General features: G+C 43.3%; 16 protein-coding genes. 9 read left to right on the top strand and 7 right to left on the bottom strand.

The genetic code is table 11. The annotated features are described in order from the left end of the window. The first annotated feature begins 203 nt into the window (after nt 1-203). The 4 genes from BJP37_RS13080 (at nt 204) to BJP37_RS13095 (ending at nt 4,739) form a co-directional block, all read left to right on the top strand. Nucleotides 204-914, top strand: a complete 711-nt coding sequence (locus tag BJP37_RS13080) for an ABC transporter permease (RefSeq protein WP_438941535.1) — start codon at nt 204-206, stop codon at nt 912-914. Next, nucleotides 915-2,141, top strand: a complete 1,227-nt coding sequence (locus BJP37_RS13085) for an ABC transporter ATP-binding protein (protein ID WP_075899361.1) — start codon at nt 915-917, stop codon at nt 2,139-2,141. Between the two features lie 187 nt (nt 2,142-2,328). After that, nucleotides 2,329-2,661 carry a hypothetical protein gene (locus tag BJP37_RS39115; RefSeq protein ID WP_158069564.1) on the top strand — a complete coding sequence of 111 codons (333 nt, stop codon included), beginning with the start codon at nt 2,329-2,331 and terminating at the stop codon, nt 2,659-2,661. A 26-nt stretch (nt 2,662-2,687) separates the two neighbouring features. Next, complete coding sequence (locus BJP37_RS13095) at nt 2,688-4,739, top strand: serine hydrolase domain-containing protein (RefSeq protein ID WP_075899363.1); 2,052 nt, start codon at nt 2,688-2,690, stop codon at nt 4,737-4,739. Nucleotides 4,740-4,997: 258 nt separating this feature from the next. Here BJP37_RS13095 and hpnH read toward each other — a convergent pair whose 3' ends face one another. The 3 genes from hpnH to BJP37_RS13115 all read right to left on the bottom strand — a co-directional run bounded on the left by hpnH (nt 4,998) and on the right by BJP37_RS13115 (nt 10,324). Further along, on the bottom strand, nt 4,998-6,017 hold the full coding sequence (hpnH, locus tag BJP37_RS13100) for an adenosyl-hopene transferase HpnH (RefSeq protein ID WP_075899365.1): 1,020 nt from the start codon (nt 6,015-6,017) through the stop codon (nt 4,998-5,000). Between the two features lie 334 nt (nt 6,018-6,351). Further along, nucleotides 6,352-7,323 (bottom strand): hopanoid-associated sugar epimerase, encoded by a 972-nt coding sequence (hpnA, locus tag BJP37_RS13110; RefSeq protein ID WP_198954031.1) that lies wholly within the window; start codon nt 7,321-7,323, stop codon nt 6,352-6,354. A gap of 4 nt (nt 7,324-7,327) precedes the next feature. Then, the gene (locus BJP37_RS13115) at nt 7,328-10,324 is read right to left on the bottom strand and encodes an efflux RND transporter permease subunit (protein ID WP_075899369.1); all 2,997 of its coding nucleotides are present in this window, start codon (nt 10,322-10,324) and stop codon (nt 7,328-7,330) included. Between the two features lie 503 nt (nt 10,325-10,827). Here BJP37_RS13115 and BJP37_RS13125 point away from each other — a divergent pair. Continuing rightward, on the top strand, nt 10,828-12,078 hold the full coding sequence (locus BJP37_RS13125) for an RNA-guided endonuclease InsQ/TnpB family protein (protein ID WP_075899373.1): 1,251 nt from the start codon (nt 10,828-10,830) through the stop codon (nt 12,076-12,078). 19 nt (nt 12,079-12,097) lie between these two features. Next, complete coding sequence (locus BJP37_RS13130; RefSeq protein WP_075899375.1) at nt 12,098-12,673, top strand: hypothetical protein; 576 nt, start codon at nt 12,098-12,100, stop codon at nt 12,671-12,673. A gap of 12 nt (nt 12,674-12,685) precedes the next feature. Here BJP37_RS13130 and aat read toward each other — a convergent pair whose 3' ends face one another. Further along, the gene (gene aat, locus BJP37_RS13135; protein ID WP_075899377.1) at nt 12,686-13,270 is read right to left on the bottom strand and encodes a leucyl/phenylalanyl-tRNA--protein transferase; all 585 of its coding nucleotides are present in this window, start codon (nt 13,268-13,270) and stop codon (nt 12,686-12,688) included. A 324-nt stretch (nt 13,271-13,594) separates the two neighbouring features. On the opposite strand from aat, the gene BJP37_RS13145 reads away from it, so the two are divergent. Both BJP37_RS13145 and BJP37_RS13150 read left to right on the top strand, forming a co-directional pair. Continuing rightward, a complete protein-coding gene (locus tag BJP37_RS13145; protein WP_075906050.1) occupies nt 13,595-14,023 on the top strand; it encodes a tellurite resistance TerB family protein in 429 nt (142 codons plus the stop codon). A gap of 395 nt (nt 14,024-14,418) precedes the next feature. Further along, the gene (locus tag BJP37_RS13150; protein ID WP_075899381.1) at nt 14,419-15,669 is read left to right on the top strand and encodes an S-layer homology domain-containing protein; all 1,251 of its coding nucleotides are present in this window, start codon (nt 14,419-14,421) and stop codon (nt 15,667-15,669) included. 107 nt (nt 15,670-15,776) lie between these two features. Here BJP37_RS13150 and BJP37_RS13155 read toward each other — a convergent pair whose 3' ends face one another. Continuing rightward, entirely contained in the window at nt 15,777-17,195 is a 1,419-nt protein-coding gene (locus tag BJP37_RS13155; protein ID WP_075899383.1) for a sensor histidine kinase, read from the bottom strand. Between the two features lie 460 nt (nt 17,196-17,655). Between BJP37_RS13155 and BJP37_RS13160 the strand changes: the two genes are divergently transcribed. After that, nucleotides 17,656-17,973 carry a DUF3155 domain-containing protein gene (locus BJP37_RS13160; protein WP_008178570.1) on the top strand — a complete coding sequence of 106 codons (318 nt, stop codon included), beginning with the start codon at nt 17,656-17,658 and terminating at the stop codon, nt 17,971-17,973. A 134-nt stretch (nt 17,974-18,107) separates the two neighbouring features. Here the strand turns inward: BJP37_RS13160 and BJP37_RS13165 are convergent, their stop codons facing one another. Next, nucleotides 18,108-18,656 (bottom strand): cofactor assembly of complex C subunit B, encoded by a 549-nt coding sequence (locus tag BJP37_RS13165; RefSeq protein WP_075899385.1) that lies wholly within the window; start codon nt 18,654-18,656, stop codon nt 18,108-18,110. 250 nt (nt 18,657-18,906) lie between these two features. Beyond that, nucleotides 18,907-19,308: a PadR family transcriptional regulator gene (locus tag BJP37_RS13170; RefSeq protein ID WP_070396653.1), complete on the bottom strand. Its 402-nt coding sequence runs from the start codon at nt 19,306-19,308 to the stop codon at nt 18,907-18,909. Between the last annotated feature and the right edge of the window lie 355 nt (nt 19,309-19,663).

Raw genomic sequence — 19,663 nt, forward strand, 5'->3', positions numbered from 1 at the left:
CCAATTCCCGATTCCCGATTCCCGATTCCCGATTCCCGATTCCCGATTCCCGATTTATATCAATTCTAGTTTTACATCTCAAATTAAAATGCTATATTACTCCAATGTCTTCAATAAAAAATCGAAAATCCCAAATTAAACCGTTGTTTAAGTGGCGGTTTTATTATCTTTATGATTTGCTACGAGAGCTAGTTAATCGGGAGATGAAGCTACTCTACAAACGGTCAGCTTTAGGAGTAGCTTGGATGCTGCTTAATCCACTACTTCAGTTAGCTGTGTTTACCTTTGTTTTCAGTTTTGTATTGTCGGTTGATATTCCTCAATATACTTCATTTGCATTTTCTGGTTTGTTGGTATGGACATGGTTTAACAGCTCTCTTTTTCAAGCCACTGGCGTGATTATTCATAATCGCCCCCTGATCCGACAACCGGGTTTTCCAAACGCTATTTTACCGGTGGTGACGGTAACAACAGGTCTGATTCATTTTATTCTAGCCCTGCCAGTATTAGTTATCTTTCTGTTAATCGATGGTGTTCAGCTACAGCCAGTAGTTATACTGTTACCAATCCTACAAGCTCTCCAGTTTGCCGTTACCATTAGTTTAGCCTATCTACTAGCTGGTTTTAATGTAACGTTTCGCGACACGCAGCATACTATCGGTGTACTTTTACAGCTGCTTTTTTATGTGACACCGATTTTTTATGATATTACTAATGTGCCGAAAAATTATCAGTTTTTGTATTACCTTAACCCGATGGTGCATCTGGTTAATGCCTATCGCACTGTACTAATTAAAGGCACAGCACCGGATTGGCTAGCTCTGCTAGTTATGGCTTTGGTCACGTCAGTATGTTTACCTATCGGTCTTCAAATTTTCCGGTGGCAGAGCGATCGCTTTGTGGAGGAATTATAGATGGTTGATGCAATTATTGTTAAAGAACTTGGTAAACGCTTTAACAACTATCATCCTGACCGACCGTTTACTATTATGGAGGCGGCGCTGTCGGGTTTTCGGCATATTATGGCAGCGGAAAGGTTTTGGGCGTTGCAGAATATTACCTTCACCGTTTCCCCAGGCCAGATGCTGGGGATTCTCGGTCACAATGGGGCTGGTAAATCAACCCTGTTGCGCTTGATTGGTGGGGTTGGAAAACCGGATAAAGGGAAGGTTACAGTTAATGGCTCCATTGGAGCGCTGCTGGATTTGGGAGCTGGTTTCCATCCAGATTTGACTGGGCGAGAAAACGCTTTTGTTAGTGGTGTGGTAGCAGGTCTTACTCGTGAAGAGATGGGGCGACGTTTTGATGAAATCGTGACCTTTGCTGAACTTGAGCCGTTTATCGATAATCCAGTGCGCACTTATAGTACAGGGATGCAGATGCGGCTGGCGTTTTCGGTGGCTGTACACACAGACCCAGATGTGATGCTAGTTGATGAGTTTCTGTCCGTTGGGGATTTGAGATTTCAGGCTAAGTGCTTGGAACGAATTGCGCAGTTGAAAGAGTCTGGCTGTGCTATTGTCCTAATTTCTCACAGTAGCGAACAAATTGAGCAACTTTGCGATCGCGCTTTGTGGCTACAACAAGGACAAATCATGGCTTACGGTGAGCCAAAAGTGGTAGTAGCACAGTATGTCAATCAAATGCGATCGCAAACTCAGCCAGGCACTCCCAACGGATCCTCCCAAGTGACTAGGTCTGGTGTGCAACTGCGAATGAATCAAAACCGCTTTGGCTCTCTAGAAGTAGAAATTACCGATGTTTTGCTGTTACCTAGCTTAGAGATTAATAGTGGTGATTCCTTAGCCATTGATATTGAGTACTTTTCACCTCAACCAATTGATGGACTAATTTTTAGTGTCCTCATTAGCACTGAAGATAGTCAAGTTTGTCTTGAGACTAACACAACTACCATGGGAGTATCAGTACCAGGTATTAAAGGTAAAGGAAAAATCAAACTCCATCTATCCCGCTTAGATTTAAACAGTGGTAAGTATTTTGTTGATGTTGGGGTTCATGAACCAAATCGGGCTTATTCCTATGACTACCATTTGCGTGTTTATAACTTTTTAGTGCGTTCAAAATATACTGAAAAAGGTATGATTAGCCCACCGCTTTGTTGGGATGTTGTTGAAGGTTGAATGTTGGTTGAAGGTTGAAGGTTGGTTGAAGGTTGAATGTTGGTTGAAGGTTTAATGTTGGTTGAAGGTTTAATGTTGGTTGAAGGTTGAATGTTGGTTGAAGGTTTAATGTTGGTTGAAGGTTGAATTTTGGTTGAAGGTTTAATGTTGGTTGAAGGTTTAAGGTTGGTTGAAGGTTTAATGTTGGTTGACTGTTGAATTAGGGACAGGTAATAGGCAAGAGGTAACAGATTTAGCTTTACTATTCCCGATTCCCGATTCCCGATTCCCGATTCCCGATTCCCGATTCCCGATTCCAGATTCCCGATTCCCGATTCCCGATTCCCGATTCCCGATTCCCGATTCCCGATTCCCGATTCCCGATTCCCGATTCCCGATTCCCGATTCCCGATTCCCGATTCCCGATTCCCGATTCCCGATTCCCGATTCCCGATTCCCGATTCCCGATTCCCGATTCCCGATTCCCGATTCCCGATTCCCGATTCCCGATTCCCGACTCCCGATTCCCTGTTCCCTTTGATCAAAAATTTCCCAAATATAAAACTAGTGAAAACAACAGTAAATAGCTTACTAAAACTGATTCAATCACTAAGTTTAGCTCTATTAATTCTTAGTGTTTCTGTACTTCCCGTATTTGCTGATGAATCTTTGAGTGTATCTAATCGGTATTTGCCGATGGTATCTACAACCGATGATTCCCAGGTAAAACTAACCAAATTCCAGGATATAGAAGAATTTAGTGACAATTTTTTTGTCAATCAAATGACAGAAAATAATATTCCTGGAGCGGTATTTACCTTAGTCAAAGATGATAAGATTATTTTCTCGAAAGGCTACGGCTATGCCAACCTTGAGGAGAAGATACCGGTTATTCCTAACAAAACTCTGTTTCGTGTAGGGTCTGTATCTAAACTAGTTACCTCTACAGCAGTAATGCAACTAGTCGAGCAAGGTAAGCTTAAGCTAGATGAAGATATTAACCAATATCTTAAGGATGTTCAAATCAAGACTAATAAATTTAAGCCAATCACAGTTGATCATCTCTTAACTCATACTCATGGATTTGATGTAGCTTGGGCGATTGGCGGAGCCACTCTTTGCCAGTCTCAGCTGCCATCCTTAGAAAAATTTCTCACAGAAAATTTACCAGAGCGAGTGCGACCACCAGGTGAATTATATGTTTATAGTGATGTGGGATTAGCATTAGCAGGTTACTTAGTCGAAGTAGTTGGTGGAATTCCTTTCAGTGACTATATTGACCAAGCTATCCTACAACCTTTGAATATGAGTCAAAGTAGTTTTCAGCAACCATTACCGTCTGAGCTGGCTGCTGATTTAGCTGTGGGATATCAGTACAAAAATGGCAATTATATAAACCAACCCTTTACCTGTAATAAAAGTGTTCCTACTACAGCGTTAAGTACTACTGCTGAAGACATGGCTCACTTTATGATTGCTCATTTACAGGGAGGTCGTTATGGTACAGAGCGTATCCTGAATGACACTACAGTAAAGGAGATGCACCGCCAACACTATACTAATTTTCCCAACCTTCCTCAAGTGGCAGGATCTACTTATGGTTTTTTTGAGCGCTTTGTGAATAATCAACGGATAATTGAGCATGGCGGTAGCATGTCAGGGTATACTAATCTGCTATTTTTAATCCCAGAACAAAAGTTAGGTTTCTATATTGCTTATAACCGTAACACTCTTAATGAAAATTTGCGAGACGACTTGGTTGAACAGTTTTTAGATCGTTATTATCCTGTACAGGAAACCATTTCGTCACCTACTGAAACGATTACTAAAGCGATACCTGACGCTAATAGTAACCAGCAGTATCACCAGCAATATGAACAGCAATATAAACAAATAAAGGGCGGTTATCGCTTCATTCGATATCCTCGAAACTCTCTAGTTAAACTAGCCATGGTTTTGCTGGAATGGGGAAAGTTGTTGATTATTCAAACTAATAAAGACCACACGTTAACTATATTTCCAGGAAGAAGTACATGGGAGGAAGTCGAGCCACTCCTATTTCGTGCTACTGACAGCAGTATGTATATAAATTTTCGGCCAGATAGTCAGGGTAAAATTACTGGTATGTCTATGAGTAGTCATGTCCATTTAAGCTATGAAAAGTTACCCTGGTACGAAGCTCCTGTTTTACAGCTTGGACTGGCAGGATTTTCTGTGACCATCTTCCTATGGGGATGTTTAGTTTGGCTAATTAGACCATTAGTTAGCCGCAAAAATAAAACCTTATCTCTAGTTTCACGACATACTCGTTTGGTAGAGTTGAGTATTGGTCTTATTAGTCTGTTGAATTTATGCTTTTTGATGGGCATAGGGATAGCTATTAGTACAATAGATTTCTGGGAATTTTTCTTCGGAATGCCCCCTGTTATAATTGTGTTACTTTATCTACCGATTGTGACCACAGGCTTGACTACTATAGTATCGATTATTGCTTTACTGGCTTGGAGAGACAAAAACTGGTCTTGGATTAGACGAGGGTATTATTTTTTGAGTATGCTAGCGGCATGGCTATTTATCTGGCTCCTAAATTCTTGGAATTTATTAGGATTTAAATTTTAAGTTTTGTGATTAGATAAGGGGCAGCAGATAATGAGGTTTTACCAAAACGAATTAATTCCCAATGGAATAATGACCTTGAAGTTGATTTCAAGGTCTATTTGATCAAGAATCAGAAAGCTCAGATAAATGCGATCGCATTGATTGTATTGTGTGTATTGTGCTCAAGTTGACCTTGTCTATCCTGCCAGGCTTAGCAATCCATCACTACTCAGAGCTAGGAAGTAGCGCCAGCTTTATGGTCTGGGAAATTGGTCAGGTTCAAACTGCTCCTAACACACTACCCATAGCACGAACCATATTCTGGGGCTGAAACGCATCCACAGCCGCCGTCGGCTCATACCCACAATGGACCATACAATCGGAACACTTAGGATTACCACTAGCGCGACCATACTGATCCCAATTCGTTTCCTCCAGCAATTCCTTAAAAGTGGAATAATGCCCTTCATTTAACAAATAGCAAGGCTTTTGCCACCCCAAAACACTGTAACTAGGACTTCCCCAAGGGGTACACTCGTAATCTTTCTCCCCCATCAGGAAATCCAAAAATAAAGGATTATGGTTAAAATTCCAGGTTTTATTCCCAGCCTTCAAAGGCGCTAAAATTTCCCGGAACATCGCCTTAGTCTGTTCCCGCTTCAGGAAATGCTCCTGATCTGGTGCCCATTCATAACTATATCCAGGAGAAACCATCATGCCATCAATACCCAACATGGCTAGGAAATCAAAGAACTCCTGAATTTCCTTAGGATCACTTCCCTCAAACACCGTCGTGTTAGTAGTCACACGAAATCCCCTAGCTTTAGCGGCTCGAATTGCCTGCACTACCTTATCAAATACCCCCTGACGGTCCACACACTGATCATGCCGTTCCCGTAAGCCATCCAAGTGAACGCTGAAAGTCAGGTAAGGGGAAGGTTGGAACTTATCCAGACACTTTTCTAACAACAACCCATTAGTACAGAGATAGACATACTTTCGCCATGCCACCAACCCCTTGACAATTTCGTCAATTTGTGGATGAAGCAAAGGTTCTCCCCCCGGAATAGAAACCACAGGAACACCACACTCTTTCACCGCAGCAAAGCACTCTTCAGGAGTCAGCTGGCTCTTGAGTATTTCCGTAGGATGCTGGATTTTGCCACAACCGGAACAAGCTAGATTACAGCGGAACAGAGGTTCCAACATCAGCACCAGGGGAAAGCGTTTACGACCCAAAAGACGCTGGGTAACAATATACTTTCCGACATCAAGAGCTTGTTGTAATTGAATTGCCATAATTGTCCTCACACCATATAATTAACGCTAATCATGGAGGGTAATCCTGATTACCCTACAGCTTGAACTTTGATCAGCTTCGCTGATAAATTAATAATACTGTTGGTGAATTCCTTAAAATCCTAGACTTCGCCGCAGTTGTCAGTTTCCCTATTTACTGGAGCCAGCGGTAAGTACCTAGAGATAAATAAACGGAAGTGTATTAACTTTTTTAAAGCTGCCAAAAGTCTTTCTGTTCCCTGTTCCGGTGATCCGCTGTTCCCTTCCCCCCTTACTAAGGGGGGTTAGGGGGGATCCGCTGCTCCCTGTTCCCTGTTCCCTGTTCCCTGTTCCCTTAGCTAAACCAATCAACAGCATCCTTGAGGGCTTTCCTAATCGAAGATTGGGGTAACCCTAACTCTCTAACCGCTTTCGAGGCATCGTAATACATCGGGTGTTGTGCCATCCGCACCCCATTGAGCGGAATAGAAGGGGTTTTGCCGAAAGCAGTCAAGACGCACTCATCAATCCAAGCCATACTCAGCGGTAGCCAGACCGGAACAGTTTTTTGAGGCGCACTCAATCCAGTAATTTCCGCAAGTTGCTCCAATAAGGATTTGAAGGATAGATTTTGGTTACCTAAAATATAGCGATCGCCTTTTTTCCCCCGGTCCAACGCCAACAGGTGACCCTGAGCCACATCCCGCACATCAATAAAATTTAATCCCGTATCCAAATAAAATGGCATTTTCTGCTGTAAGAAGCGCACAATGATTTCTCCGGTAGGAGTTGGCTTAATATCCATTGGACCAATGGGAGCGCTAGGATTAACAATCACCACATCTTGACCAGATTGAGCTGCCTTGATCGCTTCCCGTTCAGCAAAAAACTTAGATTTTTTATAGTCACCCACCAATTTCTCGACAGGACTCTGATGGGTTTCATCCACAATTTCCCCAGGTTTACCCACACCAATAGCCGCTACTGAACTGGTGTAAACAGTGCGTTCAATCCCAGCTTTACCAGAACTTTGTAGCACATTACGGGTTCCTTGGACATTGTTACGATAGAGTAAATCTCGATCCGCTTGCCACAGGGAATAATGGGCAGCGACATGAAATAATACCTGACATCCCTGCATCAGTTGGCACAAGCCTGGATCGTTCAAGTCACCGATAACGACTTCTATATCTAGACCCTGGAGGTTATCGAGTTGGCTAGTAGGGCGCACCAGAGCTCGCACGGAGTATCCTGCTTCAAGTAGCGATCGCACAACATGAGCACCGATAAATCCTGTTCCTCCAGTAACGAAAGCTTTGATTGCCATTGGTTTAGCTCCTCTGTTTCCCTGTTCCCGACTTCTGCAAGAAGTCTAATAATCCTAGCCAGCAATCTTCCAGCAGGCTATACAATACTGGTACAACAATCAAACTCAATAACGTAGACGTAAGCAATCCACCAATAATTGCCACAGCCATCGGTTGTCGCAATTCTGCTCCTGCGCCAAATCCCAATGCCAAGGGCAACATTGCCAAAATTGTCGAAGCAGTAGTCATTATAATCGGTCGCAAACGCACCACTCCCGTTTCCAGAATTGCCTCAGTGCGACTTAAACCAGCTCGACGAAGTTGGTTAACATAATCCATTAGCAAAAGGGCATTTTTGTCAAGTAGTCCCAGCAAAAAAATTAGACCAATCAGGGAAATCATGCCAAAATCACTCTGGGTGATCAGAAGTGCCAGCATTGCTCCCACAATAGATAAAGGCAACGACAAGCCCACCACCATCGGTTCTAACAATCGACCAAAAGGCAAAATCAGCACTAACAGCATACAGGTAACAGACAAGGTCAAGGTGCCAGCAAAACTCCCCAGCACATGACTACTAAGAGCCGAATCCCCCCACAGTTGTAACCTCACACCATCCGGTAAAACCATTTTGGCAACCTTTACCACCTCCTCAGTGGCATCTCCCAATCCTTGACCCTGGTTAAGGCTAGCACGAACATAAACCCCTCGCTGACCATTAACATGCTCAATCTCAGTAATCCTATTGCTTCGATTATTCTGACCTGTTGCCTCTACATCCACTAATCCTGGTAATGTCTCAATCCGAGTTTTGAGATCTGCAGCAGTATTGCCTAACACCTCTAAATCATCACCCAATAAAGCAACTTGAACCGGTTTTTGAGTAGGTAGTTCGATAAACTGAATATCTTCAACACTAGTAGTTACACCAGAAATCTTCGGCAAAGCAGCCCGCATTTTTTCCTGAACCTGAGCAGTAGTATATTGGCGATTACGTTTAAGTTTGACCTGAAGGTTACCTTTGTTGGGATCACCCTGTACCCCCACAACCGTATATACCGATTCCACTTCAGGAAAAGCCAACACCGCCTCTTCCAACTGCTTAGCCACCTGCTCAGATTGCTTCAGTACCAATTGCATCCCTTTTTTAATCGGAAATAGACCATTAAACCCTGACTTTGATAGTTTTGCTTTTGATAGTTGTGGTTTTACCTGCTCCCTAAGGTCTGAATTAGTATCTAAATTAGTATCTAAATTAGTATCTGAATTAGTATCTGAATTAGTATCTGAATTAGTATCTGAATTACTTAATGGCTTTGACTCCTCACTATTAGTATCAAACCCTCCTAAATTCAGAATCTGATCAATTAAATCACCAAATTGAGAGGCACTAGGCATCTGAGGCAACGGTGCCGTATAGGTAATCATAAATTCCCCTCGGTCTAGGGTAGGAATAAACCCCTGAGGAATTAGGGGAATCAGAGAAATCCCAGCTATAAAGCTCAATACCGCTAATCCCACTACAAATTTCCGATGCCCCAGGGACCAGCGCAGCAAATCAGGGTACTTAAGATTAGACCTCAACCAAAAGTCAAAAACTACTCTCGATAATTTTTCCGTGTTTACTGTTCCCTGTTTACTGTTCCCTGTTCCCTGTTCCCTTTTCCCCTGCCTAGGTTTAAGCCAATAAACCGCAAGAACTGGGCACAAGGTGCGAGCAACTAGCAAAGAGGTAAGAACTGCTGCCGAAACCGTCAGACCAAAGGGTTTAAAGAACTGTCCTAAGTTACCACCCATTAAACCAACCGGTAGAAATACCGCCACAATGGTCAAAGTAGAAGCAGAAACCGTCAGACCAATTTCATTAGTAGCAGAAAGAGCAGCTTGTCGAGGAGACTCCCCAGCCTCCAGGTGCCGAGAAATGTTCTCGACTTCTACAATGGCATCATCAATGATAATTCCAATTACCAGAGCCAAAGCTAACAGAGTAATGGTTTCCAGATTGAACCCATAGATAGCCATCACGATAGCCGTTCCCAGTAGGGAAATTGGAATTGCCAAGGCAGTAATTAGGGTGGCACGCCAGTTACGCAAGAAAGTAAAAATTACCAACACTGCCAGAACAATTGCCAGTACTAAACCATCAATAGTAGATTGAGTGGCTTCCCGGATATAGTTAGCTTGAGTGACTGCTAAGACTAACTGCACCTCTGGCAAACTGGCTTGTAGCCTTTGCACCGCTTCCTCTACCCGACTAACCACATCTAAGGTGTTAGCATCACCCCCTTTGATCACCTGAAAAGCCAAAGCTTCCTGTCCATTGAAGCGAATCCGAGTCGGGGTAATGGGTATGGGAGATTCGGGATTATCTCGCTGCTGTTCCTCCTTAATAATTTCTGGTGCTTGTTTGGTCAACTCTGAGCCAGAATTGAGAGCCGTAAACGTAGTTTCCCCCCCTCCCAACAAATTGACTTTCAGAACTCCTGGAAGTTGAGCAATCTCTGGTAAAATACTAGTCTTAGCAATCTCAGCTAATTGCTTCAGGTCTTTAGTATCACTCTTGATGGTGTAGCTAACCGCAGAGGATTCGTTCAAATTGAAGGGAATGACCTGAAAGGTTGCACCTTCAGGAAGAGCAATCTGCCACAGTGTCTTTTCAACCTCCCTTGAAGAGGAGTTGAGATCGGTTCCGACATCGAAATAGAGGGTAACTACTGTTCGACCAGGGTAGGTTGAGGAAACCATCTGATCGAGTCCTGCCAAAGGCAAAAGCCTTTCCTCAATCCGTTGAGTCACTTTCTGCTCCGTTTCCACGGCAGTCTCCAATGGCACTTGAGCATTTACCACCACCACCGGAAACGTAATATCGGGGAATAGGGCATACTTAAGGGAACTGAACGCCAAAAGCCCAGCCACAACCATTGCGATCCAAAAACTGATGGTTACTCGGGAATACTTAATGGCTAACCGAGAAATATTGAACCGCTCTCGTAAGACCTTGAGGGAACTCAACTTGACCATTGAAGAGAATTATGTTAATTCACTGCTTCCTTAGGATATACTAGGAGCGATCGGCTATAAGATCGGATTAGATTATCAAGACATGGGATTGACCCAGTAGCGCCACACTTGGCGAACACATTTGTTAGCTGTCCGGTAAAAGAAGCCCCACGTCTCAATCCGCAAGGATGAGCGTTTAAAGTTACCGTAAGGATAGTGGAGCCTTTATGGTTAGTCGGCTATGAGTAAAAGGGTTAAAACTTTGCCGATTTTGGCTCCACTAACAATCAGGTTTCGTCTCCAGGGATGAATTTTACACAGAGTCTTTCGGCTCAGGGAAACGAGCTATTAAGCTCCTGAGTAATTCGGAGCAAGTCATCCCTCTACGATCGGCTTCCTGTTGAAGTTGCCTTTTTTCAAAGCTGGTAAGTCTAATCATTAAGTTTTTATCTTTCATTTTGCATTGACACATGTAAAGACGACTGATATACTAATCATAGGTCGATAAATAGGAGATAGCAATAATGAGAGCAGCGTACCAGTACCGATTAAGGTTGACCAAATCACAGGAAGTAGAAATAGAGAAATGGTTGGACATGCTCCGACACCAATACAATTATTTACTTGCCGACAGATTCAACTGGTACGAGCAAAATCGTTGTTCTATTAACTCCTGTCCTTTAGTTTGTTACTTACCAGACTTAAGAAATAATCCTGATTATTTTTCCCAAAAGAAAACCCTACCTCAGTTAAAGAAGGATAGACCTTGGTACAAGGTGGTTCAATCTCAAGTCCTGCAAGACTGTGTTAAGAGAGTCGATCTAGCTTTTAAGCGGTTCTTGAAAGGAGACAGTAACGGAAAAAAGAGCGGCAGGCCGAGGTTTAAAGGAAAAAACAGGTACAAGTCTTTTACATTCCCTTCTCTTTCTAAAAATCCTATAAATGGCAACATTATGACTCTCCCGAAGTTTGGAAAAGTCAAAATGATTTATCATCGACCTATTCCAGAAGGCTTTAAAGTAAAGACAGCCACTATAACCCGAAAAGCTGATGGGTACTATGTTACGCTATCAATCCAAGATGATTCTGTTCCGGATATTATCCCAGTAGATAGCGCTTCTAACCCTGTTGGGATAGATATGGGTCTCAAGTCGTTCTTAGTCAAGTCCGATGGTTCCGAGGTGCCAATCCCTCAATACTATCGGAAAGCTCAAAAGCGACTAAAGAAAATCCAAAAAGCTGTCAGCAGATCTAAGAAAGGTAGTAACAATAGAAAGAAAGTTGTAACTAAACTGGGTAAAGCTCATAAAAAGGTAGCTGATACCAGGAAAGATTTTCATTTTAAGACAGCTAAAGAGCTTCTAGACAATCACGACCTAGTGGCTCACGAAAAGTTGAACATAAAAGGTTTGGCTAAGACTAAAATGGCCAAATCTGTATTGGATGCTGGTTGGGGTCAATTCCTGTCTATCCTGTCAACCAAAGCCGTTCGCGTAGCGTGGCCTACGGCCATAAATGCTGGGTTACTCACGGTTGCAGTGAATCCTCGAAATACTAGCCAAAACTGTTCTAATTGTGGAACAAAAGTACCCAAGAAGTTGAAAGACCGCATCCATTCTTGTCCTCACTGTGGATATACAGCAGATAGGGATGTAAATGCGGCAATCAATATATTAAAGTTGGCGGTAGGGCATTCCGTCGGTAGTAAAGCTTTCCGAGTATCCGAAGCGTTAGCTGGAGTTGGAAAGAAGCCCACACTCACCTTTTCAGGTTGAGTGTGGGAGTATGTCACCAATGGATACAGCTCTAGACCAAGCGATTGAGTTCTTAACAAGCCCATCGGTTACACCACCGACCTCATCAGCTGTAGTCGAGGCACTACTTCAGGCAGAGACAACTGCTAAACGAACCAAAGTCAGCCATGGCTATTCACAACTGATCGGAACTTGGCGACTAGGGTTTATTACCGGAACAAAGCGATCGCGCCAACGAGCAGGGGTGATTTTGGGTAGCGGACGATTTCTGCCAAAGTGGATCAAGATTCACCTATCCTACTCCCCATCAGAGTCTTCTCAAGACCAAGGAACGGTTCAAAATGCTGTTCAATTTGGACCGATTCAGATAGTTCTCACCGGTCCTACGAAGTTTTATCCTAAGACGAATATCTTAGCTTTCGACTTTAGTCAAATCAGGATATCGTTATCTGGTCTAACACTTTATCAAGGTTACATTAAAGGTGGACAAGACCGGGAAACTAGGTTCTATGAGCAACCCTTGAAAGAACAAGCATTCTTCACCTACTTTCTCGTGGAAAACCGTTGCATTGCTGCTAGAGGTCGGGGAGGAGGTTTAGCTATTTGGAGCAAGTAAGCCCTAGCTAAGTTAGATAGGTTCATCAAAGGAACAGGTTTGTGCTATTGCCTTCTGTAACAGCAGACTATACTCTTGCTCATTTACCGTACAGGCACCAAACCGTTCTAGGTGAGAATTCATCATCTGAGCATCAAACAGCAAAAAGTTGCGATGGCGCAACCGTTCTACCAACTTAACCATCGCCACCTTTGAGCCCTCCGGAATCCGATAAAACATCGATTCACCAATGAACGCTCCACCAATTACAATGCCCAAAATTCCTCCTGCCAGCTGATTTCCCTGCCAAGTTTCAAAACTGTAGGCCCATCCAGCCTTATAAAATTGCCAATAAATCTCTTTTAGTTCTGGAGAAATCCAAGTAGTTTCACGGTCAGCACAACCAGTCATTACCCCTAAAAAGTCTCGGTTAATGCTGACACTAAATCGTTCCTGATTTAGGACACGACGCAGAGATTTAGGATAGCGAAACCGCTCATCCAGAGGAATTATAGCACGTTCGCGGCTTGAGTACCAGCCTAAATTACCAGTATCATCTGCCATCAGGAAATAGCCTTGAGCATACCCTTGAATTAAGTAATCAGTATCGATTTCCATTAACAGAAAGAAGTGTGTAAGGAAGAACTAACTTAGTTAATTAAAATTAAACGTAACATACTAGCGGTTAACACTTCTGTACAAAAAAATTTGCTTTAAATAAATGAGGTTTATTACCTAGATTAAGGGGTCTAACTAAGTTAGTTTTAACAAACCCGGTTTTTTGACAAAGTTCTCCCCCGTCTCCCCAATCTGCCCACTCTTCCCCCTCTTCCCTTTCCACTTTCCCTTTTCCCCTAATCGTGGCAAGCTGTTGATGATTCAAGGTTGATTGGCAACAAGTGCTGTATTGGTTCGGTTCCCCCCTACTGGAGAGATAAAGTCATGGTTACAAATTCTAGTGTCAAACAGTTGCTCAAAATTTTAATCGGTGCCGCCTGGATAGACGGTAAAGTTCAAGCAGAGGAACGGGAATATCTGTATAAAGTCGCCAAGGAATATGGAGTTGCTGACGACCCAGAGATTAAACCGTTACTGTATGAACTCAAAGCTGTGTCAGCAGATGAATGCTACAGTTGGGTGGAAGAGTATTTAGGCGATCGCCCTAGTCCAGAAGACTATCAGCGCTTGGTTGAAGCCCTCAGTGCCTTAATTTATAGCGATGGGCTGGTAGACACAGAAGAAGCCAAACTTCTGAATCGCTTGCAGTTACTCGACCCCAGCAGTCCATCTCAGCAGTCGAGTAGTCAAAAAGTACTCAAAGCAATTCAAAAAATTTACCGCCGCTGGATTAATAAGCAGTTTACTGATTGATTACTGCCTCAGTAGGTCAGTGGGTAACTGTGTTATAGCTTACTTCTGACTTCTGACTTCTGACTTCTTACTTGCCCGTAGCGCTATACCCAGCAATTCTAGCTTTAGGGTCACCCTGAGCACTCTCCTACTAAACTCCACAGGCGGTTAAGCTGTCACCCCACCCCCTTGGGCTAATGTGACAATTTTTGATCTGGCAAGTGGTTGGCAACTCATGGAATGTTACTAGCGTCAAATTACTCAGATTGTGCCGAAATGATTGCTATTAAACAGGCATAATCTGGTTTTTTATGCTTATTTTTAGCAAAAAAAACAATTTTATTGAACCTAGGAACATCTAGCATCTGATTGGTTCTATTTACTTAAGAACACATTAATTTAAGAGAATGCCTTCCATGCTTAACCTAAATCATTTTCAATCAGGAACTGCTGCTGTTTTAGCCCTTGGACTCACCGCCACCACCATGGCTCCCCTAGTGGCACCTGCTCCCTCCTTTGCCCAAAGCACTAACTTTATCGATGTTTCATCCAACTACTGGGCAAGTGAGTTTATTGGGGAATTATCCCAGCGCGGTATTATTGCCGGATTTCCGGATGGCTCCTTCAGACCAAATGCACCAGTGACCCGCGCTCAGTTTGCGGCAATGCTGCGTAAAGCAAATCAAGATTTCAATAAACCCGCCATTCGCGGTGGCAACACTTTCGTGGATGTTGCTTCCAACTACTGGGCAAATCCTGCCATTCAGGAAGCCTACCAAACCGGATTTCTAAGTGGTTATCCTGGTAATATCTTTAGACCTGAACAAAATATTCCCCGTGAACAAGTTTTAGTTGCCCTTTCTAATGGACTGAATTTCTCTTCCACCGGTTCTACCTCAGAGCTGATCAGTTTCTACCGGGACGGCAGCCAAATTTCTAACTTTGCCCGTGCTCCCATCGCTGCTGCTACAGAAAATAGTTTGGTGGTTAATTATCCTAACGTCGCCTTTCTCAATCCGACTCGGAATGCAACTCGTGCAGAAGTTGCAGCTTTTATGTACCAAGCGTTGGTGGCAACAGAACAAGCCCCAGTGATTAGCTCCCAATACATTATCGATCCCAATCCAGCACCTGTAGCCTTCACAATTCCTGCAGGTACTTCTATTCCGGTTAAGTACAAAAAAGATAAAATTCTGCTCGCCCAAGAGGAAACTATTCCCCTAACCCTGACAGTGGATCTAAACATTACCACTGCTGATGAGGGCAAGTTGCTGATTCCTGCTGGTAGTGAAGTGGTTGGCGAACTGCGTGCGACAAAAGAGGGAGCTCAGTTTGTAGCTCAGCGGCTGTTGATCAATGGTGAAACCCTATCCTTTAATGCCACCTCTGAGGAAATTACCACCACTGAAACCATTCGCAAGGGTAGCAATCCAGGAAGTATCCTAAAAGATGCAGCAGTTGGTACCGCTGCCGCCGCTGCTATCTCTGCCGTTACCGGTGACCGTGCGATCGCTACAGAAGAAATCTTGATTGGAGTTAGTTCTGGTATCGCTTTAAATATCGGCAAACGTTTATTCGGTAGCAGCAGTGTTGACTTATTTGTGGTTGAACCAGAAACCGACTTACAGCTTACCATCGACTCTGACTTGGTGATTAGCAGTCAGTAACTAGAGATGTGGATAGTTAACTGTTGAGAGGTTAATAGATTAACCAATCACAGCCAACCTCTCAACGGTCAACAACAACTATCTACTGACCAATTACTAAAGGTCTACTAAGCGTAAGTCAACCAAACGATAAAGGTTGTTCCAATCCTTGAGTTATCTTGACCATGACTAATGGATAATTCCCCATTTTCCTCAGTCGATAGTAGTTTGGCAGGACTCAAGACTTCAATATCACCCTGCATGTATGCCATCAGTTCTTTTGCGATCGCTAATCCTAAACCAGTGCCAGGGATAGGACCATTAGCTTGAACTCCCCGATAATGTCGCTCAAACAGATGGTCTAAGTCTTCTGGAGCAATACCTGGACCAGTATCACTAATTGCGATCGCTATAGCATCACCATGATCAAGCCATTGTCCAACACCAACTTGGATATCAATTTTTCCCCCAGCTGGGGTGTACTTCAAAGCATTGTCAATCAAATTACTCAACACTTCCCGTAAAGCCTTAGGATTCCCTTTCACCAAAGGTAAGTCGGGGGCAATAGAGCAATGCAACTCCAAATTAGCCTCTTGAGTAATAGCGTCAGCAGATATAAGCAAGGGTTCTAAGACATCCTTGACCGCAAACAGTTCCAAAGGAAGAGTTTTGTCCGTGAGTAGGGGAAATTCCCCTGGGGTGGAGTGTGGTTCGGAGTGACTAGTTGGGTAAATCTCCCCAAGATCATCTGATTCTGGGGATGAGGAAGCCTCAGCCGTAGCTACAGGTAACGTTAGGGATGCTGTATCGGTTTGGTTCATGTCCAGGCAAGCATTAAACTGTTGCAGCAACTCCTGTAAGCGATCGCTTTCTCGTATAATGCTCGAAGCCACTGGATAGTTTTTATCTCCTGGTACCAGTCGCTTCAGCAATAGCTTACCAAAGGTACGTAAAGCCATCAGGGGATTACGAAATTGATGCAGCAGATCATCAAGCATATCCCGTTGTTTGGCCTGTAGACGTCTTTGCTGAGTCAACTGCTGCTCAAACCAACCTTGACGCTGTTCTATGACATATGCGATCGCTAAGGTTCTAGCAATGCGTTCCACACTTGCCTGTTCTGTGTGATTCCAAGGTCTATCATCACGAACACTCACCAATAATCCCATCACTATCCCTTCATGGATTAGAGGTAAAACGATTTGGTGCTGCTGCTGCAGAGAATTTTCAGATCCTACAAAAGAGGTTGAACCCAAATCTTGCTCTTGGTTATTTCCCTGAGGGAGTAGCCGAGGTAAGCTGCTGGATAATCGAGGAATCTGATCAATCTCACCTATTTTCTGTGGCAAAACCCAGTCAGGATCACTCATATCCCGCACGGTACTTGTTTCCGGATAAACTACCACAGGAATTAGCTTTGCCTGATTGCCCTCAACGAATTCTTCCGTTAAATATACAGCACCACTAGCTGCTCCCAGTCCTTGGGTTAATAAAGCCACTTGGTTTCGACACAGGGAGACAAATTCTGAACTGACGCGAGTGAACATGAGCAATAGATGAGTGATCTGGGTTAATCCTACTGGAAGTTAAGCCACTATCAGCTTTCCTTCTATAATGTCGAACCCCTTAAACAATTGACTATTATGCTTTAGTGAGCTTTAGTCATCAGTAATCAGTCATTAGACCTCTGGCAAATATCTGTTACATCCATTGCCTGATCATCTGATCACCCCATCACCCCATCACCTGATCAGTGTAATTGTGAGATGAGTTTAAGGCTATTTTTTCTAATTATATTTAAGTTTTATTAAAACTATTAAATTTTTGTATTAATTTTCCGGAGGTAATCAGGAAACGGAAAATCCCCTAACGTATTGCTGTCAAAGGTTTCAGCCGGGTTGTTTAGTTCTATGACAAGAGCTTGATATTTCTAGAAAGAGTCGATATAATTTCGACGGCTTTTGTAACTATCTTTACAATTGCCAGCAAAAAGAGGAGGTAAAAAGGTTGGCAAGAAGACGTAAGCGTAAGAGTCGCCGCCGCCAAGAAGGGCGAAAGATACTTGAGCATGTACCTCAGTACAATCTAGAAAGTGGCGAGTATAAACCGGTTACAGCAGCACGCGCATACATTCGATCACAAGGGATAGTTCCACCTGCCCTACTACTGGTCAAACGTAACGAGCATACCACAGACCGTTATTTCTGGGCAGAAAAAGGGCTCTTCGGTGCCCAATATGTGGAAGAAAATCATTTTCTGTTTCCCAGTTTGCGATTAATCAACTCTCCCTTAAAAAAGGTAGGGGTTGCCGCTCGTAGCCGCTGAAACCTTACTGGTAATATTTATTGAAAGTGCTTTTACTTAGCCCTCCTCAAACTCAAAGGCTTGAGGAGGGCTAAGTATCTTGGTAAAATTACCTATTATGGTTATAGTGTGGGAAGATGTCAAACCCTGCTTGCTTACGACAAGGGTTTTAGTTTGACAGACTGTTGAAGTTGTATTAGTTCATCGCGATGGCCAGTGACTATAACCAAACATTGCTCCGCAGCGGCTTGATCCCCAGGGGCTTGGGTAGACGCTGATTCTAATTTTAGAGATACCTGTTCGAGTCGCTCAGCTTTTTTCCAATAAAAAACCCCTGCAGCGGGAGCTAGTGCCACTAGCCCCAAAAACACCTTAGTCAAAGTCGGAAACAAAATAGATAGCACTAGGGATAAGCAGAGTATACCACAGGCAGCTAGGACGGTTAAAAAGATAGCCATAAACCAACTCGGTCGGACTATCCCCTGGAACGTGACTTGATTAGTGGCAGCATCCACCGCCACCACCTGGTAGGCTCTTTGATAAAAATATTGCTTCAACTGGTTTAGAAGCGATTCTTCTGTTTCTGGGGAAGCTAACTTGACTTGTTGTATTCGGTCTTTCACAGAGGCTCGAATAAAGAAAAACAAACCTACTGCTAATAAAAGAGTTAGCCAAAGTGTAGAAGCAAGAATAGTGGTATTCACTGAATATTAACTATAAAAATACACATCCTTTGCTACTACTTTACAAGTTATTAGACACGCTTTGGTCAGGTCACGCTACTCCGTACCCACTAGCTAGAGGCTGTAAGATACTGGTATGGGTAGATGGCTAGCAGCTAGCACGCCCTGAATTCACCTGAATTCAGATCTGGGCAAGACAATGCATCACCTGACTTCTGTTATGCCACCAGGGTTTTCACGGGAAAGCACCCTGGAAAAAATTGCTACTTCCCTACCTAACTGACTCAACAACAGACTGGTGGCAGGGAGTCCTTGACTGAATTTTCCCCACTGTTTCCTCAGCCATATAGTCATGCCAAAAACTGGCAAGTTCTATAGCTTTCTCCTGCCACTCTGGGCAGATTTGATACATCCTGCGTGGGCGTCCTCTTCCTTCTACTTTTTGCCAGTAGGCTGAAATTGCCTGTTTTTCTTCAAGAAACTTCAGTGCACTGTAGAGGACAGTATCTGAAAGTCGATAGGTGGGGTATTCTTGTTCTAGTTGTTGGATCAGTTGTGTTCCATAAGATTCTCCTTGCAACAACACCGATAGAACATAGCATACGGCTAATTCTTTATTGAGATAGTTGGGTGGAGGATCTTGGAAAAAGCTATAGATATCTTCGAATTTCATCTGCATATGTAGTTGGAATTCCCAGTTCTTCTAGATGGGATTAGAGGGTTTTCTGGCAAATACTGATGGTTGGAGGCACCCTGGGAAATTCACGCGCGTTTTGCAGTGAGTTTTATTTAAACGATTAACCTGGGTAGGTACATCGCTATCACACTTTATAACTTAAAAATCTCTGGCGTAGGGTTTAAATACCTCCCTAATTTGATGAAAGTTTAATGAATTTTCGACTTAACACACCTAAAACGTAAAGATCAACTTTAATAATTGCTCGAAACCCTGATCCTAAACTTCCGACTATCAAGGGGAACATCGGGAAAGAAGACAACGGAGACCAGTAACACCAATTTCATTGATG

Origin of the sequence: Moorena bouillonii PNG (genome assembly GCF_001942495.1) — a bacterium.
Taxonomy (GTDB): Bacteria; Cyanobacteriota; Cyanobacteriia; order Cyanobacteriales; family Coleofasciculaceae; genus Moorena; species Moorena bouillonii.